This is a genomic window from Natronobacterium texcoconense (assembly GCF_900104065.1).
Classification (GTDB): Archaea; Halobacteriota; Halobacteria; order Halobacteriales; family Natrialbaceae; genus Natronobacterium; species Natronobacterium texcoconense.
The window spans coordinates 25,967-44,608 of sequence record NZ_FNLC01000001.1; the positions used below are offsets into that span (position 1 = coordinate 25,967).

Genomic DNA, 18,642 nt, shown 5'->3' on the forward strand with positions numbered 1-18,642 from the left:
GTCGACTACTTTACTTCCGGCCGCGAGACGTCTCGCTCGGCGACCGCCTCGAGCAGTTTCGCCAGCGCTGCACTCGCCAGTTCCAGTAACTCTTCGCCTCGATCGGCGTCTCCTTGCCGTGGATCACCGACGACGCCGTTGTCGGAAAACTCCGCGGAGTCGTAGGCCAGGTTCGCGTAACTGACCCATTCCCCCCAGCCGTCGGCAGCTCCCTCGCTCGCCTCGTCGATACGATCCTCCCGGACGAGGTCGGGTACGATGTGTCGGGCCAGCGCCGTCTCGAGCGGCCCGCCGTGGCCCATGTCGCTCGAGTGGTCGCCGACGGCGTCGAACCAGGTGAACGGGACCGCGTAGGCGTCGCCGTCCCTGGTGAGCCGCGCGCCGACTTCGCGCAGGGCATCGACGTTCCCGCCGTGGCCGTTGACGAGGACGACCCGTTCGAAGCCGTGCGAGGCGAGGCTCCCGACCGACTCGCGGACGTAGCTCCGGAAGGTATCCGCCGAAACCCACATCGTCCCTGGGAACTGGCGGTGTTCCTCGGCGACGCCGATCGGGATCGCCGGCGCGCGGACGACCTCGCGATCGATCCGCTCACAGCCGGCGTCGGCGATCGCTTCGGCGGTCAGGACGTCCGTACCGAGCGGCGCGTGCGGGCCGTGCTGTTCGGTGCTGCCGACGGGGACGACCGCGAGATCGGTCTCGCAGTCGCGGACGTCGGTCCAGGTCGCGTCCGTGAGGTGCATACGGGAGGACTCCGGCCGTGCGGACATGAAACCACCGACCCGGGCACCGTGGCGAGCGCAGGCTCAACGGGTTTGGTGCTGGTTGCTCTGTACCCGACTATGACCGACGATAGCCGCGAGCTCGGCGTCGAGTTCGGCGACCTGGGCGACGACCTCGAGGACGTCGAGTATCCGATCAGTCAGGACGACCTCCTCGACGAACACGGCGACCGCGAGATCGACTTCGGCGAGGAGACGATGAACCTCGAGGAACTGATCGGTCCGTTGAACGAAGACGAGTACGCCTCCTACGACGAAGTCCAGCAGGCGATTATGAATATGGTCGGCGACGAGGCGATCGGACGGAAGAATTACAGCGACCGGACGCCGCCCGCGATCGGCGAGGATCGCCAGGACGAGGGTGCGCCGGACCAGGAAGGCCAGCGCGAACAGGAGTCGTTCTAGTTTTAGTCGTCGTCACCGGCGTCGACGTCGATTTCCGTCCGCGCCTGTCGGCGCTGGGCTCGTTCGATGAACTCCTGTGGTAACTCGTCGATCTCGCCGGCCTGAACGCCCCAGAGGTGCGAGTAGAGTCCTTCGTTCTCGAGCAGTTCCTCGTGCGTTCCCCGTTCGACGATCTCTCCGCCCTCCAGAACGAGGATCGTGTCGGCGTCTTTGATCGTCGACAGCCGGTGGGCGATAGCGAAGGTCGTCCGGTCTTCGGCGAGTTCGTCGATCGATCGCTGGATGAGCATCTCCGTCTCGGTGTCGACGTCGCTGGTCGCCTCGTCCAGAACGAGAATGTCGGGGTCTTTGAGGATCGCACGAGCGATCGAGATCCGCTGGCGCTGCCCGCCAGAGAGCTTGACGCCGCGCTCGCCGACCTCGGTGTCGTAGCCGTCCGGGAGGTTCTGGATGAAGTCGTGGGCTTCAGCCATCTTCGCGGCCTCGACTACCTCCTCGCGATCGGCGTCGAACGTGCCGTACGTGATGTTCTCCTCGACGGTGCCGTAGAACAGGAACGTATCCTGGCCGACGTACCCCATCGACCGCCGGAGACTCGAGAGTGAGACGTCCCGGACGTCCTGGCCGTCGATCAGGATTTCGCCCTCGTCGACGTCGTACAGCCGGAGCAGGAGTTTCAACACGGTCGATTTCCCGGCTCCGGTCGGACCGACGAGCGCGACCGTATCGCCGCCGTCGGCTTCGAACGAGATGTCGTCGATGATCCGCTCGCTCTCGTCGTAGCCGAAGTCGACGTTCTCGTACTCGACGCGGCCGTCGTAGACCTCGAGTTCGTTCGCCTCCTCGTCGCGTTCGATCCGGCCCTCCTCGTCCATCAACCCGAAGATGCGCTCGCTCGAGGCCTCCGCGCGCTGGTACATGTTGATGACCTGGCCAAACTGGGCCATGGGCCAGACGAGTTGCTGAGTGTACATGATAAAGGCGACGAAGACGCCGGTCTCGAGCGTGCCAGTGAATGGGCCGGGCGCACTCTCCATGAACACCCAGTAGCCGCCCACGAGGAACGTGAGGACGAACCCGATCCCGGAGATCACCTGCAGGCCGGGGAAGAACTTGATCCGCAGCCAGATGGCGTCCCAGTTCTTGTCGTAGTAGTTGCGCGAGACGTCCTCGACGCGGTCGGACTCGAACGCTTCGGTGTTCGAGGATTTGATGACGTTGATCCCGCCGAGGTTGTTCTCGAGTCGCGAGTTGACCTTGCCGACCGACGAGCGGACGGCGGCGTACTTCGGCTGGATCTTCTTGACGAAGACGTAGGTGAAGATTGCGATCAGCGGCACGGGCGCAAGCGATACGAGCGCGAGCTGTGGGTTGAGCCAGAAGAGCAGGCCAGTGATCCCGACGACCATCACGATCAGTCGCGTCGCGGAGTTCATCCCCTCGTTCAGGAATCGCTCGAGCTGGTTGACGTCGTTGCTGAGCACCGACATCATCTCGCCGGTCTGTTTGTTCGCGAAAAACTCCATGTCCAGTCGCTGCATCTTGTCGTAGGTCGCGGTCCGGACGTCGTGCTGGACGCTCTGTGAGAAGGCGTTGAATCCCCAGTTGCGCAGCCAGTGGAAGATCGCTCCCAGCGTGAACGAGCCGGCGATCACGATCACGACGAACCAGAACTGCTCTAAATCGCTCGTCGGTAACCATGCCTCCGGCAGAACGACGAGCGGAACCTGTTCGGCGAACGCCGCGTCGTAGAAGATCGCGTCGATCGCGACGGCGAGCATCAGCGCGGGCAACAGATCCAGCGCACGCGCGAAGACGCTCGAGACCAATCCAACTGCCATCGAGAACCAGTATGGACGCCCGTACTCGAAGATCAGCCGTCGCATCGGACTTTCGACGTCCTCGCGCTGCTCTTCGAACGGATCGTCTTTCTCCCAGTCGACGCCGTCCATTACCTTGGCGTCCGGCTCCGCAGGTCATAAGGGTTTGCTACGAACCGAAACACGCCGGTTCTTCGCGAGCCGGTCACTCGTACTCGATTTCGACCTCGTCGCCGACCGCCATCCCCGTCTCGTTTGCGTACCCACGCGGGACCTCGAGCACGTACTGTGCCTGTCCGGTGTACTGCAGGTCTTCGCCGTCCTCGCCGGCTTCGGGAGCGCGTGCGTGTTCGATGGTCGTGATTTCGCGGTCGGCGTCGATGAAGACGATGTCGATGTCGAAGTCCATATCGCGCATAACGTACGTGCGCTCGCTCTCCCTGTCGTGAACGAACAGCATTCCCTCGCCGTCCTCGAGGGAGTCGTGGTCGCTCAACCCGGTGTATCGCTCGTCCCAGGTGTCCGCGACTTCGACGTCGACGGCCGCTTTCGGCTCGTCGCTCCCGTCCTCGAGGACGTGGACTTCCGCGCGGTCTTCGCCCCAGGGCGCCGAGACGACACCACCCTGGACGAGGAAGAATCCGACGAGCAAGACCGCCGCGACGACCAGTAGCGTCTTCCAGACGCGCTCGAGGACCATACTCGGTCTGCGACGCGAGAAAGTAAAGGTTATTCGGACGGGCCGACTTGGTTCGGGTGCGGGCTCGTGGTCTAGCTGGTTATGACGCGGCCTTTACAAGGCCGAGGTCGGTGGTTCGAACCCGCCCGAGCCCATTTCTCTGGCGAACAACACCGTGAGCCAGAGAAATGTATATGAGCGGCGGTTCGAACTAGACGAGACGCGCGCAACGTAGTGAGCACGTCTCGGCGTGGTTCGAACCCGCCCGAGCCCACTTCCCCCGCTGCGAGCAAACTCGCGAGCAGCAGGTATGTGGATCGAGGGCGGGTTCTAATCAGAGAGGAGCTTGCTCCGACCGTGGTTCGAACCCGCCCGAGCCCACTCTACTCGAGCAGCCCGCAGCTTTACCGACGTCTCATCTGTAAGCGAGTCGCCTGAACCGTTTCCAACCGCTCGTAACCGCGTCACTCGAGAATCCGTCGAACGTCTCGGACGATAATCCGTCCAGAACAGCCAAAGAATCCCTCCCCCGCTTTCGACTCGAGTCCGTTGTAATGGATCACTGTCGACCCCGTATTCGCATACGGGTCGGGAGTAGTCACTGCTTGAGTCGTGCGACGTTTTCCCGGATCTGGCTGAAGAACCCGTCCCCGGATTCTGCCTGCAACGCCGAGTGCAGCCTCGAGTTCTCGGGTTCGTCTCTGATGACGACCCGGAGGTACGGCTCGAGTTGTTCGAAATTATCGGAGAGCACGACGGTGTGGTTCTCCTCGTTGTGGTCGACGACGCCCGCGTCGGCCAGTTTCGGGACGTGGCACTGGACTGATGAGACGTAAACGCTTTTGTACTCGTTTTTCGCGACGTCGTCCGGTTCGACGTCGTGTTCCCAGCCGGCGATCTGTTCGGCGAGCGTGGATAGCTCTATCGGGTCCTCTCGGCCCCGCAGCGCGTAGAGGAGGTATCGCCGACGCCGGTTGGCGAGTAACTCGAGGATGGTGTCGGCCGAGAGTTTTTCCTCCGTTTGACTCGAGGTAAGGGATTCCATAACACAAGGTTACTTCCCGGAGCGGAAAAGCGTGACTTGAATATCCGTATATCCAACAGGCAGCCGTTAACGCGTGGAGGTACGATGCGTATCCGGTGCATACTTCGCCGTTTCTCGCCCGATTGGGCCGCAAACTCGATGAAACGGACGATCGCCGTCACGTCGTTCGATCCTCGTCGCAATTCGAAATCCTTTTTTATACGATGGACGGAGTGAGAGGTAAGCCGCCTTAGCTCAGACTGGGAGAGCACTCGACTGAAGATCGAGCTGTCCCCGGTTCAAATCCGGGAGGCGGCATCCGGATTCTACACGACTTCCATTCGAGAAGCTTGCCCGCTCGAGTGAAGATCGAGCTGTCCCCGTTCCCGCGAGCGAAGCGAGCGGGAAGTCGAAAGACGAGCGCAGCGAGTCTTTCGGAAGTTCAAATCCGGGAGGCGGCATTTTCCTGCGAACGAAGTGAGCAGTGAAAATGCTCCCGAGCGGATTTGTAATCCTGAAAGTCACGCGCAACGAGCGTAGCGAGTGAGCATGTCTTTCTTCGGTTCAAATCCGGGAGGCGGCACTTCTCACCGCGAACAACTCCGTGAGCGGTAAGAATGCGATCCGAGAGGCGGCATTGCATTGTTTCTATCCCGGTGAAAACGACTTCCGGGAGCGCGAATAGAATCCCTCCGCGCGGCGTTCAGAGAATCGATCGGAGACGTTTGGACGGGTTTGTGAAAACGTCCTTTATATGGGGAATTGATCCTTAGACCGTGATGATCGCGAAAAAACTACTCACGGCGTTCGTCGTGATGCTGCTGGTAACGGCCGCTATCTCCCCCGCCGCCGCAGCGAGCGGTGGTGAAGGAGAAGTCTCGGAATCGATCACCGTAACGATCGAAACCGATGAAGAGGAAACCCTCGTGACGGTCGAACGCGCTGGCTCGGCTGCAGCGGGCGCCGACGTGACGGTATCGCCGCTCGGCACCGAGACGAACGCCGAGGGAAGCTACGAAACCGACGCGAACGGGACGGTTTCGATCCCGACGCCCGACGCAGACGCGACCGTGGCCCTCGAGATCGAGACAGAGAACGTATCCGCGACCGGAACGGTGACGCTTCAGGCATACGACGGCCAGGAGCGGACGATCACCGTCGAACTCGAGGGCGACGCAGCGGTCTCGAGCGAAGTCGAGTCGGGTGAAGACCGTGAAAGCGAGAGCGACGAAGCTGATGACGAGACCCACGCCGACAACGAGGATGCCGCCGACGAAGCGGACGACGAGACCGACGAGGAGCGTGGTGTCTGGCTGACGGGACTGTTCTCTTCGGCGCTCGAGTTAGCCGCCGAGACGCCGGTCGTCGACGCCGAAACTGCTTCCGAGATCGGAGGCGAGTTCGCGTCGGGAGCAAACGACGATGGTGACGATACCGAGTCCGACCGAGACGAGGGGTCTGCTTCGATCGAGGCGGACGCGAACCTCGACTCGAACGCGAGCGTCGAGAACACGACTGAGGTCGGCGTCGAGAGCGAAACCGAAGCCGGTGTGTCCATTACGGGCGACGAATCCGATAGCGACGAGACGTCGAACGACTCGTCGGCCTCGGTCGAGGCGAACGCAAGCGTCGAGTCGAGTACCAGCGTCGAGGACTCGACCGAGACCACTGTCGAGAGCGAAACTGACGGCGAGATCGCTGTCGGTGGGTCGGACGGAGACGACGATACCCAAGGCTAACGTAGTCCAAAGCAGGGCGGAACTGTTCGGACGATAGTACTCGTCCGGTGCGCTTCGATCGCGTCCCCGCTACCGCTCCGCCGGCGATCGGCAGTTCAAAACACATTTGATCGAAGACGTGGTAATTCTCCGGTAAGCGACTTACAATCTTATGGACGCGTCGAGTCCGGTCGTCGTGTTGCTGCTACTGGCAGTCGCGGGACTCGTAGTAGCCGCGCCGGCGAGTGCGGCAGGAACGAGCGGAGATGGTGTGGTTTTCGATAGTGCGGACGGGGACGTAACGACTCTCGCGTCTACGGAAACGTTCGACGACGAGACGTCGGCCGACGTCGAAGACGATACGGTTTCGGATTCCGAGGACTCCGACGATACGGTCGCCGATTCCAACGACTCCAACGACGTGCTCGAGGATTTGGACGGTGACTCGGCAGACACCTCCGAGGACGACACCGACGCCGAGGACGATTTGTTCGAGGACACCGAGACGCTCGACGACGTCGACGAGACGATCGAAGAGTCGGACGAGGTCGTCGACGACGTGAACGAAACGGCAGGTAACGCGACTCCTTCGGAGATCATCGCCGAGACGGGCGTAATCGTCGGAGCGAACGGGACGGTACTCGATGCGGACCTCGAGGCTGACACCGAAGCGCCGACGAACGAGTCGGACGGCGAGACGGCAAGCGACGACTCGACTGACGACGACTCGGGCGAACCGGCGGCCAACGGGGAGTCGAACGCCGACGATGACGGTGACCTCACCGGCTCGATTCCTGGTGGAGCCGCGGGTGCAGGTGTCGCGGCCGGCGCGAGTGGACTCGCACTGCTTGCGCGCCGGTTCGGAACCGCCGCGGCGCTCAATTCGAGCCAGGGAGCGGGCGCGATCGGATCCACGTTCTCTTCGCTCCTGACAGCGGCTCGTGAGTGGGGCTGGCGGGTATTCGGTCTGTTCGGGTATCAGCGGTTCAGCGACGACGATCCCCTAGAACACGACGGACGGCGAACGTTGTACGAGTATATCCGGTCTTCACCGGGGTCGTACTTCAGCGAGATCAGCGAAGAGACCGGCGTTCCGCTTCAGTCGGCACGATACCACCTCCGAATACTCGAGTTCGAGAATCTGGTCGAGAGCGAACGGATCAGGGGACGCCGACGGTACGCTCCCGTCGGGGTCGACTCGGCCGAACTCGAGGCGGCGCTGAACGACGACGCGACGGCGGCCGTCCTCCGGACGCTGGCCGACGAGGGACCGGGTTCGGTCAGCGAACTCGCCCAGCGGCTCGGTCGCGACCCGAGTACGATCAGTCACCACCTGAACCGACTCGAGAACGAGGGGCTGGTCGAACGCGAACGTGAAGGGCGGAGCGTCGTTACCCGACTTCCCGACGACGTCGAACGGGCGCTCGACCGACGCGAACCCGCGGAGAGTACGGCCGCTTCCGTGGACATGGCGAGTCGTCCGTGAAGAGCAGAAATGTGATCCGAGGAAATAGGATTCGTTTCTGTCGTTTCACGTCGACTGGTACTGAACGGCACCCGCTACTGCCGGTCGCGGCAGATGTGTAGCCAGCTACTCGACCCGTCGCCTCTCGCTGCCGGATAGCGTTCTCAGTCGTCAGACCACGGCCGAGGATCGGCGTCGATCTCCGGATCGTAGCGGTGGCAGGCCACGGGACGGCCGTCGTGATCGACGGTCTCGGGCGAACAGCGCTCACAGACCGTTTCGATGGTGTCGGCGAGCCGAGCGGCCGCACGTTTGTGATCGTCGGTCGTGACGGCCGTGATCGCGTCGTCGACGGCTCGTTCGAGGTCGTCGTCGGGGATGGGATCGGGGAGACCGAACCGCTCGCGTATCGTTGTATCGGTCTGTCCGTGGTCGGCGAATTCCCCCGTCTCGAGCGTGAACCGGAACGCGGCGACGGCGGTCCACGTCTCGGGGGAGAGATCGGCGTTCGTTGGCGGAATCACCTCCGGGCAGCGGGTGTGGAACGAACAGCCGTCCGGCGGGTCGGCGGGGTCCGGAATCGTCTCCGTGAGCGGGCGTCCGAGGCTTCGGTCCGTGGGATCGAGACTCGGGACGGAACGGAGCAATACCCGCGTGTAGGGGTGGGCCGGCGCGTCGAGAACCTCGTCGATGGGGCCTCGCTCGACGATCTCTCCGAGGTACATTACTGCGACTCGGTCGCAAAACATGCGGACGGCGTCGATGTCGTGGCTGATGAACAGCACCGAGACGTCGTACTCTCGCCGGATGCGGTCGAGTAATGCGAGGACGTCGGACTTGACGCGGCTGTCGAGGGCACTGGCCGGTTCGTCCGCGACGATGAGGTCCGGATTGACGACGAGTGCGCGAGCGATCGCGATGCGCTGTTTCTCGCCGCCGGAGAACTCGTGTGGGTGGCGGTCGGCGTCGGCAGCGGACAGCCCGACGCGCTCGAGCAGGTCGGCGACGATCGCTCGACGTCGGTCGGCGTCGTCCATCCCGTGCAGTCGTAGCGGTTCCGCGACTGCTTCGCCGACCGTCATGCGCGGACTAAACGCGTCGTCCGGGTTCTGGACGACGAGCTGGACTCGTCGCTGGAACGCCCGGCGATCCTCGCCCTCGAGGTCGTCGACGGGAGTTCCTCCGAACCGGATCTCGCCGTCCGTGGCCGTCTCGAGGCCCATGATCGTTCGGGCGACGGTCGATTTCCCGCTGCCGGACTCGCCGACCAGTCCGAGCGCCTCGCCGCGGCGAAGGTTGAAACTGACGCCGTCGACGGCGCGGATGCGACCGACCTCGCGTCGGAGCCACCCTTTGTGGATGGGGTAGTGGGTCTTCAGGTCCTCGACGGTCAGGATGGGCTCGTCGGTCGCGGACGGATCAGTCATCCGTCTCACCTCCGGTCGTCCCGGCGACGGCGCCGTCCGTGAGGATCTCGCTCGGCTCGCCGTCGGGTGCGTAGTGGACGCAGGAGATTTCGTGCCGGCCCCGATCCCGGCCGGGTGGTGAATAAAATGTCGGCTGTTCGCCACCGGCACAGTCGTCGACAGCGTGGGGACACTCCTTCCGGTATCGACAGCCCGTGGTCGGGACGTCTGCTCGAGCGTAGCGACTGGAGCGACGTGTAACGCCCTCGTAGCTCTCGAACAGCGCCTGCGTGTAGGGGTGTGCCGGCCGGTCGAATACGTCGGTGACTGGTCCGCGCTCGACGATCGTTCCGCCGTACATGACCAGCACGCGATCGGCGAGCGAGGCGACCACGCGGAAGTCGTGGGTGATCAGTAGGACTGCGACGTCGCCGTCGGTCAGCGTCCGGAGGAGTTCGATCAGTCGTGCCTGGACGGTCACGTCGACGGCGGTCGTCGGTTCGTCGGCGATCAACAGGTCGGGGTCGGCTGCCAGCGCGATGGCGATGGCGACCCGCTGTGCCATCCCCTGCGAGAACTCGTGGGGGTAGTCGTCGACGCGGCGTTCGGCCTGTGGGATGCCGACCTCGCGGAGGAGTTCGATCGCGCGGGTTCGAGCCTCGGCCGTCGCACAGTCCTCGTGGATCTGGATGGTTTCGACGATCTGATCGCCGACGGTGTAGACGGGATCGAGCGCCTCCTGTGGTTGCTGGAAGACGTGTGCGATGCGGTTTCCTCGAATCTCTCGGAGTCGGTCTTCCGTCGCGTCGTGAAGCGGAACGTCGTCGAAGCGGACGGTGCCGCCGACGAGTTTCGCCGGCGGTTCTGGGACGATCCGGGTGAGCGACTCGCAGGTGACGCTCTTCCCGCTGCCGGATTCGCCGACGAGACAGACCGTCTCACCAGGGTCGACGGTGAAGCTCACGCCGTCGACCGCGTGAACCGTGTGGTCGTCGGCTCGAATGTGTGTCTTCAGGTTCTCGACCGAGAGCAGCGGTTCCCGGTCGGCCGTTCCGGACGTCGAGTCGGTCATCGGCGCTCACCTCGCGGATCGAGGGCGTCCCGGAGTCCGTCCCCGAGGAGTTTGAACGAGACCATCGTCAGCGTCAGTGCCAGCGCGGGGAGCGTGGATAGCCACCAGATCTGGTAGGCGGGAACCGACGCCCGCGTCTGATGCTGGCCGGCTATCTCCGCGGTGATCGATTGGCTGATGGTCGATCCCCAGGAGTCGACGCTCGCCTCGTGGAAGCCGAGAAACGCGACGCCTGCCTCGTAGAGGACGAGCAACGCGAGGAGGTGACAGACTGCCGGCAACAGCGTATTGGTGATGTTCGGAAGCACGTGACGCTTGACGACGTACAGCTCCGACGCGCCGAGACTGCGTGCGACGGTCACGTGTCCGTCGTCGCGACGCTGTAGCACCTCGCTTCTGACCAGACGGGCGATACCACCCCAGCTGAACAGCCCGAACGCGAGCAACAACACCAGCAACGACGGCCCGTAGTACATGTAGACGACGAAGTAGATGAGAATCGCCGGGATCGAGAGCTGTAGGTCGACGTACGACATCAGTAGCTTGTCGACGAGTCCTCCCCGAAGTCCGGCGATCACGCCCACGGCGGTCGCGATGGGGACGACGAGAACACCGCCGATAGCGAGCACGTACAGCGCCGGTCGAGCGCCAGCGAGCACGAGCAGTTCGGTTCGCTCACCCATACTGTCGGTCCCGAGCGGATACTGCAACGTTCCGTAGCAGGTCTCGTCGAGCGGATCGCCAGCCGTCGAGCCGAAACACTGCGCGTGGACCTCACTCGTAAAGCCGACGGGCGGGTTGTAGTGATAGACCGTCGGACTCGAGCCCGGATCGAGAAGCGGCCAGAGGAGGCCGACGATACCGAGCAGCACGAGGTAGCCGCCTGCCGACAGCACCAGCGGTCGTGAGCGGAGTCGGCGGAGCGTCCTGACGACCGTCCGTCGACGCTCGAGTGCGGGGACGATACCGTACGCGAGAACGACGACGATGGAGACGAGAAACACCCAGTCGATCCAGTCGCTGCGCCAGTCGGCGATCAGGTAGACGTGAGCGACCAGACTGTCGTAGAGAAAGAGTGCACCGACGATTGCGAGGCCGATCAGAAGCGTCGCTCGTGCGGGCGTGACGAATCGTCTCGACCGATTGATCTCGTCCCAGTCGACATCCTCGAAACGGGAGTTCGTGTCAGTTTGTGACGTGCCAGTACCACTCATGGAGGGCGTACGGTTCTGTTATAGAAATAACAATAAATAAATCCATTGATCGGTTTTGCCCATCAGGACACTCGTGGCGCCTGAACCCGATGTTGGGTTGAACGACCGACACTTTTAGTACGGTTTCGTGGTAACTTGGTCCATGGTCCCTGGTATCGGATATCGAGACAGTCCACTCACTCCGAAAATTCGAGAGAGATGACGTTCCTCCGAATCCTCGCCAAACGGTTCGTCGCAGGGCTGGTGACCGCCTGGGCCGTCCTGACGACCGTTTTTCTGGCTTTCTCGGCAACAGAGGACTGGGTCGCTTCCCGAATCGAGGGACGGATCCGCCACGCCAGCGGCGGCTTCGACCCGATTCCAGAGGAGGAACTCGAACAACAACTCGAGGAAGCGATGGCCCAGCACGCCGGTCCTAGAGACCTCGACCGACCGCTTCGCGAGCGGTACGTCGACTGGATGGGGAACATGGCGACGTTCGACTGGGGCTACTCTCACGAGACCGGCGAGGCGGTGTTCCCGCTCGTAATGAGCGCAACGGCCCGGACCGCAACGTACGTCCTTCCTGCGATCGTCCTCGCAGTGGCGCTGGGAATGGCCATCGGCCTCTACGCTGCACTCCGACCCGAGAGCCGACTCGCCGACTCGAGTCGAATCGGCTCGTACGTCCTCTTTGCAGCCCCCGGGTTCTGGATCGGTGGGTTGCTCCTCTCGTCCGCCCAGGAGGAAGTCATCGGCCCAAGCCCGTTGCTGTTCGATCACGTTCTCCCGATCGTACTCGTAGCGGTGACGCTGCTGGGCGGCTACGTCAGCTACTCGCGAGCACACGCACTCGAGTACGCGGCCGCGGATTTCGTCACGCTGGTCGAGGCGAAGGGAGGCGGTCCGTTGCTCGTCGCACGCCACGTCGTCCGAAATGCGGCGATACCGCTGTTCTCGATGCTGTTTACCGAGGCGCTCGGTCTGCTCGTCATCGGTATCTTCGTCATCGAGGTGTTGTTCGGAATCGAGGGGTTCGGACTGACGTTCTTCTTCGCTATCGACGCTCGCGACGTGCCGGTCCTGCTCGGCTCGACCATGGTCATCATCGCGGTCGGGATCCTCGGAAACATCGTTCAGGATCTGTCCTACCAGTTCCTCGATCCGCGCGTCGACGGGTGAGCAGACGCCGAATCGTTCTCGAACGAGAGCGTATCCGGGAGAACCGTCGGGTCCCGGAACTACAAGTGGACGAGTCGGCGATCGATCGGATGGTCGACTTTCCGTCGGCACCCTGGAACCAGTAACCCTGTCGAACAGCAGCGTCTCAGGGGCCCACGCCGTACTCGACGCGAGTCGCGACCTCGTTGCGCCGGAGGAACGGGAGCGTCCAGGGGGCGTCGTATCCCATGTAGAACGGTTCTCGGGCAGGTGTGAGGCCCGCACGCTCGAGCGTTTCCAGAAGTCGCTCGCTCTCGCGGGCCACGCGGTCGTCGGTACGGCGGCCGGCGAACCGGCGAACGGCGAGGATCCGTTCGGGAGCGGTGACGAGTTCGACATCGTCGCTCGTCGGCCGAGGCGCCGACTCGAGATCGTACTCTTGCGGGAGATAGAACGCCATCCGGACTTCTTCACCGTCACTCGAGGCGGTTTCGACCGGTGCCGTCATCGGTATCTGCTGGCTTTCCGCGCCGAGTTCGACGGGTGCAGTCATCGAGACGGAGTCGGCGCTCTCGTTTTCGCCGCTGATGTACCGGAACAGTCGGCGGAACGCCTCGCGATCGGAAGCGGCGGTCGTCTCGACGAGAATCGTCGGCGGATACCGACGGAGTTCGAACTCACCCACGCGGTCGACGACCGTGTACGGGACGGTCTCGGTCGTTCGTCGCTGGTAGAAACTCCAGAGGCCACTGGCGGTGACGATACCCGCGACACCGGCGAGACCGCCAGCCAGCGCCAGAGCAAGTGACGATTTCCGAACCATCGGGATTCGTAGAACGGCGGGGCCGATAGTTCTTGGCCCGAGACCGAGGACGGCCGAGCTATAGTAACAACTGAAACTGTTTGCACACCGATCGCACCGCTGTCGTGCGATCGGGTGCGCACTGACTTTCAGTGGCTACTATATTGGCAAGAAATCATTACGGTTCGGTGAGAGACCTCTTGATATGGGAAAGACGAACGCGGACGACCTCGAGTGGTCCACCCTCGAGCGCGGTGAGACGAAGTTCCGTCGAAAGCAACTCGCTGCGGCCGCTGGCGGCGAGGAACTCGGCTGTAGCCTCTACGAACTCCCCGAGGGACGCCGCTCGTGGCCCTACCACTACCACACCGGCAACGAGGAAGCGCTGTTCGTCCTCGAGGGAACCGGCACCCTGCGACTCGACGGCGAGACGCTCTCGCTCGAGGACGGCGATTACGTCGCCCTCCCGAGGGGCGAAGACGGCGCACACAGGATCGTCAACGACTCGGATGGGCCGCTACGCTACCTGATGCTCTCGACGATGACCGATCCCGACGTCACCGTCTATCCGGACTCCGGGAAGGTCGGCGTCTTCGCCGGTTCGCCACCTGGCGGCGACGGCGACCGGACCGTCAGCGGCTACTTCCGGGAGGACGACGCCGTCAGCTACTGGGAAGACGAAGAACAGGAGTCCTGATTACAGGTCCTCGAGCTCCCAGCCGACGAACGGGGCCTCGAGGTCGACGTCGAGCGCCTGGAGCACTCGAGCGAGTCCGAGGTAACAGCCCGCGAGCATCCCGATGCCGAGAATCCGCTCCTCGTCGTAGTGCTCGGCCAGCCGTTCGTGAGTCCCGTCGTCGACCGATCCCTCGACGAACGCCTCGACGTACTCGACGATAGCCGCGTGTTCGGGCTCGAGCCGATCGAGTTCCTCCGCTGAAATCGCAGCGATCTGTTCGGGCGTCATCCCCGCATCCAGCGCGACACGGACGTGCTGTTGCCACTCGTAGCTCGTCTCCGCGTAGTAGCCCGTCGCCAAAATGGCGAACTCCCGCTGGTGATCGGTGAGCCCGCTCTCCTGCCAGACCGTGGATCCATAGTCACGGAACGCCTCGAGCAAGTCGACGTTGCGCCCCATCGTTCGGTAGACGTTGAGGGTGCCGCCCTCGAGGGAGTGTTCGTCCGACCCGCTCTCGTCGTCCGAGAGCGTGTCGAGAAGTTCGCGCTTTTCGGGTGGCAGATCTTCCGGATCGGCGTACTCGATTCGTGCCATGGTGGTGGATATCTCTCGAGGGTGATTATGCTGTGGGTTACTGTCACGTGATAGGTTGCTGGAGTCGTTGGTTGCTCGCGACTCGAGGTGGCTGTTTAGAACGTCCGGGTGCGAGAATCGAACCCGACTGCGAGACTCGCTTCGCTCACGGCTTCGCCGTTCGCATTTTCGAGATCGTAAAGCGATCTCGCACCGCTCGTCTCGCGTGGTTCGATTCTCTGCGGATTCCTGCGGCTCACGTATTTGTTCGCCGCAGGAAGTCCGGGTGCGAGAATCGAACCACGGTCGATCGCTTCCTTCCTCACTTCGCTCGGAAGACTGCGCTCTCCCTGATTCGATTCTCGCCTTCCGGCTTTTCCACTCCTCACTTCGTTCATCGTGAAAAAGTCCGGGTGCGAGAATCGAACCCGCGTCTCAGCCTCCACAAGGCTGAAGGATAACCACTACCCCAACCCGGACACGCTTGCAGATTAGTTTACGCGTGGTCTGACTGAAATACGTTACGACTCGAGCACGGTAGTGTGGGTGTCCGTACCGTGCGATTTCCAGCCATCCGACCACACAACCGCACTCACAACCGAGACGTTTTTCGCTCGAGGCCAGCTAGACCCACCAACGCGTGGCCATCACCGACAAGATCTACGTCAAGAACCACCGCCAGCTCAGCTCCCAGCTCGAGACGAATATCCCCAAGGGCGCGTTCAAGGGGGCGACCCTCGACATGCTCTTCCAGGGCGAGGGCTTAGAGAAACTCGACGACGCAACCCAGGAGCGGGTACTGGACTTCTCGAGTGACTTTCTGGACTGTGCGTGTGACAACAACCCCTACTGTGGCTGCCCGGAACGGAAGTTCGTCCAGTACCTGCTGGACCTGCGCGCACAGGGGCTGGGACCCGATGCCATCGTCGACGTGATGACCGACGACTACATGGTCTATGCCTATCCCGGCGACGTCCTCTCCTTCCTGGACGACGGCGTCCGTACGCTCGAGGCGGCAGAAGCACTCGCAGGCGTCGAAGGAGACGGTGAGAAGCGAGACGAGATCCGGCAGGCAAAGCAGGAACTCGAGCGGTAGTCGGCTCCGTTATCGAAGCTGGTACGTTTCCTCGTCCTCGTCCAGATCGTCGAGCAGGAGGACTTCCTCTTCTTCGTCTTCCAGCCGATCCTGCAGGCCGTTGACGTACGCCTTGTACTCGTCGAGCTGTTCCCGGAGGTGTTCGGCCTCGAGTTCCAGCCGTTCGTGTTCCCGGATGAAGCTCTTGGGTACCTCGACGCTCGGTGGGAACGAGGCGTCGTCCTCGTCGGAGTCCGTGATCGTTCGAGACTCGAGTTCCGACTCCGGCACGACCGCCACCTGGCCGTCGTGTTCGACCAGCAGGTCGACGTAGTCACGGAAAACAGCGGACAACGAGATGTCGCGCTCCTCGGCGATGTCCTGGAGCGATTCGAACGCGTCCTCGTTCACGCGAAACGAGATGGTCTTGTTCTTGTTGCCCATTCGTCTCTCGTCAACCCGATTCTTGTTCGTGATACTTAACGCTTCGTCAGACGACCATCGCCGCAGCCGTCTACCCGACAGGCTATCCCGCTCGAGCCCGAACGACGACCCGATGGTTACGGATACGCCGGGAATTCACCACGTTACGGGAATCGTCGGTGATGCCCAGGAAGCCGTCGACTTCTACACTGGCGTCCTGGGTCTCCGACTCGTCACCCTGACGGTGAACTTCGAGGATATCCTCCAGCACCACCTCTACTTCGGCGACGCTACGGGATCGCCGGGGACGGTGTTCACCTGCTTTCCCGACCCGCACGGCGACACGGGTCGCGTCGGGAGGCCACAGGTCGAAACGGCGTCGTTTCTGGTCCCCGACGACGCCCTCGAGTACTGGCGCGACCGACTCGAGAAACGAGAGAGAGACGTCCAGTCGGTCGAGCGATTCGACGACCGCGCGCTCCGGTTCGAGGATCCGGTCGGGACGCGCCTCGAACTGGTCGCTGGAACGACCGACGAACTCGCGGCTGCCGGCGATCCGTGGACTGACGGCTCCGTCCCGGCCGACGCTGCCGTCCGTGGACTCCACGGGGTCTCGGTGCTGTCGGTCAACCCGTACGCGACCGCGGGCACGCTCGAGACGCTCGGATTCGAGTACGAAGGCGAACGGGACGACCGTGTCCGGTACCGGGCACCGGGAGCCCGGGCGACGGTCGTGGACGTCCTCGACCGTGACGCACCGTACGGCCGCGAGGGAACGGGGACGATCCACCACGTCGCAGTCCGCGTCGAGAGCGAAGACGACCTGCACGAGTGGCGCGAACTCTTCGACGACCGCGGGTACGACGTCTCCCGCGTGAAGGACAGACACTTCTTCCACTCGCTGTACGTCCGCGAGCCCGGCGGCGTCCTCTTCGAACTGGCGACCGAGACGGACGGCGTCGCCACGACTGACGAGAACGACCTCGAGCCGTCGATATACCTCCCGGACTGGTTCGAGCCGGATCGCGACCTGATCGAGAGCCAGTTGCCAGAGTTGACGGTTCCGCTGAATGGAGGACCCAGCGATGAACGACGATAGCGAAAGCGACGCCTCGAGGCGAACGCGACGGTCAGTTCCGGGTCCACACGGCGGACAACCCGTCGTCACCGCGGGCGCACCTGCACTGGCCGCGGACGCCGCCCTCGTTCTCTGTCACGGCCGTGGTGCGACCGCACAGGGCGTCGTCAACCTGTTGGAGCCGGTCTATCGCCACGGCGTTACCGTCATTGCGCCCCAGGCCGAGCGAAGCCGCTGGTTTCCCACCCCCGCGTCGGCACCACGGTCCGACAACGAGCCGTGGCTCACCTCGAGCGTCGAGTGCGTCGACGCTGCGCTCGAGGCTGCCCGGGAAATCGACGTTCCCGCCCATCGAACCGTCATCGGCGGCTTCTCGCAGGGTGCCTGCGTCGCCGCCGAGTTCGTCCGCCGCCGACCGGCGCGGTACGGTGGCCTCTGTTGTTTGTCGGGAACGCTACCGGGATCGAAAGCAGACGACCTGTCGATCGACACCGATTCCGACGGTAACGCGGCTCTCGAAGGGACGCCCGTACTCGTCGGCTACGGCGAAGACGATCCGTACGTCGATTCCGACCGCGTCGCGGAGACGGTTCGAACGTTCGAGGAGGCTGGAGCCACCGTCGACGAACGCGCCTACGCCGGTGTCGGCCACGAGGTCACCGACGACGAGTTCGACGCGATCGGTGCGTTGCTCGAGCGGATTCTCGAGGACGCAGCGTGACGACGACCACTAGTTAACCGGAGTCGGGAGCCATCCCCTTTTCCGCAAGCTCCTCGAGTGCTCCTTCGGACTTCTCGAGTCCCTCGAGGCCCATCCCCTTGAGGACATGGTCGGCTTTCGTGAACTGGATCTCCTCGTAGTCGACGATCTGGACGCGGTTTCCCCACGGATCGTGGAACTCGAGACCGGGAACGTCCAGTCGTTCGACGTCAGTCTCCTCGAGTCGCGCTTCGACGGTCTCGGCGTCGTCGACGACGAGCCCGAAGTGGCGAGCGTCGTCCGTCTCGACCGTTGCCTCGTCGGTTTCGGCGAGTGCGACGAACTGGTCACCCATGTCGAGAAACACCTTGGTGTCGCTTCGGCCGCGGAGTTCGAACCGGAATAGCGACTCGTAGAACTCGAGGGCCTCTTCCACGTCGCCGACCTCGAGGGCGACGTGGTTACTGCCGACGAGTCGAGCGCGATCCGGATCGTCGTCACTGGTGTCGGATTCAGAAGCGGTCACGGTCGCCGTACGACCTGGGGAGCGATACCGTCGCTGCTGGACAATGCAGCCGAAAAAACGA

19 protein-coding genes and 3 tRNA genes are annotated in these 18,642 nt (G+C 63.2%); 10 read left to right on the forward strand and 12 right to left on the reverse strand.

The features are described from left to right. Window positions 1-5: 5 nt before the first annotated feature. A complete protein-coding gene (locus BLR35_RS00135) occupies window positions 6-743 on the reverse strand; it encodes a creatininase family protein (RefSeq protein ID WP_090375596.1) in 738 nt (245 codons plus the stop codon). A 99-nt stretch (window positions 744-842) separates the two neighbouring features. Between BLR35_RS00135 and BLR35_RS00140 the strand changes: the two genes are divergently transcribed. Then, window positions 843-1,187 (forward strand): DUF5789 family protein, encoded by a 345-nt coding sequence (locus BLR35_RS00140; protein WP_090375599.1) that lies wholly within the window; start codon window positions 843-845, stop codon window positions 1,185-1,187. Between the two features lie 2 nt (window positions 1,188-1,189). Here the strand turns inward: BLR35_RS00140 and BLR35_RS00145 are convergent, their stop codons facing one another. Then, a complete protein-coding gene (locus BLR35_RS00145; protein ID WP_090375602.1) occupies window positions 1,190-3,139 on the reverse strand; it encodes an ABC transporter ATP-binding protein in 1,950 nt (649 codons plus the stop codon). 73 nt (window positions 3,140-3,212) lie between these two features. After that, a complete protein-coding gene (locus tag BLR35_RS00150; protein ID WP_090375605.1) occupies window positions 3,213-3,707 on the reverse strand; it encodes a DUF192 domain-containing protein in 495 nt (164 codons plus the stop codon). Between the two features lie 60 nt (window positions 3,708-3,767). On the opposite strand from BLR35_RS00150, the gene BLR35_RS00155 reads away from it, so the two are divergent. After that, window positions 3,768-3,841, forward strand: a tRNA-Val gene (locus tag BLR35_RS00155). A 443-nt stretch (window positions 3,842-4,284) separates the two neighbouring features. Here BLR35_RS00155 and BLR35_RS00160 read toward each other — a convergent pair. Continuing rightward, window positions 4,285-4,731, reverse strand: a complete 447-nt coding sequence (locus BLR35_RS00160; protein WP_090375609.1) for a DUF7344 domain-containing protein — start codon at window positions 4,729-4,731, stop codon at window positions 4,285-4,287. A 223-nt stretch (window positions 4,732-4,954) separates the two neighbouring features. On the opposite strand from BLR35_RS00160, the gene BLR35_RS00165 reads away from it, so the two are divergent. From BLR35_RS00165 to BLR35_RS00175, 3 genes are all read left to right on the forward strand, one after another. Next, window positions 4,955-5,028: transfer RNA gene (locus BLR35_RS00165), tRNA-Phe, on the forward strand. A 461-nt stretch (window positions 5,029-5,489) separates the two neighbouring features. Beyond that, window positions 5,490-6,449, forward strand: a complete 960-nt coding sequence (locus BLR35_RS00170; protein WP_090375612.1) for a hypothetical protein — start codon at window positions 5,490-5,492, stop codon at window positions 6,447-6,449. A gap of 250 nt (window positions 6,450-6,699) precedes the next feature. Then, window positions 6,700-7,914 (forward strand): winged helix-turn-helix transcriptional regulator, encoded by a 1,215-nt coding sequence (locus tag BLR35_RS00175; protein WP_139169217.1) that lies wholly within the window; start codon window positions 6,700-6,702, stop codon window positions 7,912-7,914. Between the two features lie 143 nt (window positions 7,915-8,057). On the opposite strand, the gene BLR35_RS00180 is transcribed toward BLR35_RS00175, so the two are convergent. From BLR35_RS00180 to BLR35_RS00190, 3 genes are read right to left on the reverse strand one after another with little or no spacing between them, the layout of a single operon-like run. Beyond that, window positions 8,058-9,320 carry an ABC transporter ATP-binding protein gene (locus tag BLR35_RS00180; protein ID WP_090375618.1) on the reverse strand — a complete coding sequence of 421 codons (1,263 nt, stop codon included), beginning with the start codon at window positions 9,318-9,320 and terminating at the stop codon, window positions 8,058-8,060. Continuing rightward, entirely contained in the window at window positions 9,313-10,371 is a 1,059-nt protein-coding gene (locus BLR35_RS00185) for an ABC transporter ATP-binding protein (protein ID WP_090375621.1), read from the reverse strand. The genes BLR35_RS00180 and BLR35_RS00185 overlap by 8 nt, the downstream gene beginning before the upstream one ends. After that, window positions 10,368-11,585, reverse strand: coding sequence for an ABC transporter permease (locus tag BLR35_RS00190; RefSeq protein WP_090375623.1), 1,218 nt, complete (start codon window positions 11,583-11,585; stop codon window positions 10,368-10,370). Before BLR35_RS00190 ends, BLR35_RS00185 begins: the two co-directional genes overlap by 4 nt. A gap of 198 nt (window positions 11,586-11,783) precedes the next feature. Here BLR35_RS00190 and BLR35_RS00195 point away from each other — a divergent pair, with 198 nt between their 5' ends. Then, a complete protein-coding gene (locus tag BLR35_RS00195; RefSeq protein WP_090375626.1) occupies window positions 11,784-12,746 on the forward strand; it encodes an ABC transporter permease in 963 nt (320 codons plus the stop codon). Window positions 12,747-12,891: 145 nt separating this feature from the next. On the opposite strand, the gene BLR35_RS00200 is transcribed toward BLR35_RS00195, so the two are convergent. Then, the gene (locus BLR35_RS00200; protein WP_090375629.1) at window positions 12,892-13,548 is read right to left on the reverse strand and encodes an SOUL family heme-binding protein; all 657 of its coding nucleotides are present in this window, start codon (window positions 13,546-13,548) and stop codon (window positions 12,892-12,894) included. Between the two features lie 184 nt (window positions 13,549-13,732). On the opposite strand from BLR35_RS00200, the gene BLR35_RS00205 reads away from it, so the two are divergent. Then, the gene (locus tag BLR35_RS00205; RefSeq protein WP_090375632.1) at window positions 13,733-14,224 is read left to right on the forward strand and encodes a cupin domain-containing protein; all 492 of its coding nucleotides are present in this window, start codon (window positions 13,733-13,735) and stop codon (window positions 14,222-14,224) included. Here the strand turns inward: BLR35_RS00205 and BLR35_RS00210 are convergent, their stop codons facing one another. Together BLR35_RS00210 and BLR35_RS00220 are read right to left on the reverse strand one after the other, a co-directional pair. Continuing rightward, window positions 14,225-14,800, reverse strand: coding sequence for a carboxymuconolactone decarboxylase family protein (locus BLR35_RS00210; RefSeq protein WP_090375634.1), 576 nt, complete (start codon window positions 14,798-14,800; stop codon window positions 14,225-14,227). It abuts the gene before it with no gap. 386 nt (window positions 14,801-15,186) lie between these two features. Continuing rightward, window positions 15,187-15,258 (reverse strand) — tRNA-His (locus BLR35_RS00220). Window positions 15,259-15,419: 161 nt separating this feature from the next. Between BLR35_RS00220 and BLR35_RS00225 the strand changes: the two genes are divergently transcribed. Next, a complete protein-coding gene (locus BLR35_RS00225) occupies window positions 15,420-15,875 on the forward strand; it encodes a DUF5814 domain-containing protein (protein WP_090375641.1) in 456 nt (151 codons plus the stop codon). Between the two features lie 9 nt (window positions 15,876-15,884). On the opposite strand, the gene BLR35_RS00230 is transcribed toward BLR35_RS00225, so the two are convergent. Further along, complete coding sequence (locus tag BLR35_RS00230; protein ID WP_090375643.1) at window positions 15,885-16,298, reverse strand: DUF8146 domain-containing protein; 414 nt, start codon at window positions 16,296-16,298, stop codon at window positions 15,885-15,887. A gap of 112 nt (window positions 16,299-16,410) precedes the next feature. Between BLR35_RS00230 and BLR35_RS00235 the strand changes: the two genes are divergently transcribed. Together BLR35_RS00235 and BLR35_RS00240 are read left to right on the forward strand one after the other, a co-directional pair. Continuing rightward, entirely contained in the window at window positions 16,411-17,376 is a 966-nt protein-coding gene (locus BLR35_RS00235; protein ID WP_090375646.1) for a VOC family protein, read from the forward strand. Next, the gene (locus BLR35_RS00240) at window positions 17,363-18,076 is read left to right on the forward strand and encodes an alpha/beta hydrolase (RefSeq protein WP_090379523.1); all 714 of its coding nucleotides are present in this window, start codon (window positions 17,363-17,365) and stop codon (window positions 18,074-18,076) included. Before BLR35_RS00235 ends, BLR35_RS00240 begins: the two co-directional genes overlap by 14 nt. A 13-nt stretch (window positions 18,077-18,089) precedes the next feature. Here the strand turns inward: BLR35_RS00240 and BLR35_RS00245 are convergent, their stop codons facing one another. Then, entirely contained in the window at window positions 18,090-18,581 is a 492-nt protein-coding gene (locus BLR35_RS00245; protein ID WP_090375647.1) for a VOC family protein, read from the reverse strand. Window positions 18,582-18,642 lie beyond the last annotated feature (61 nt).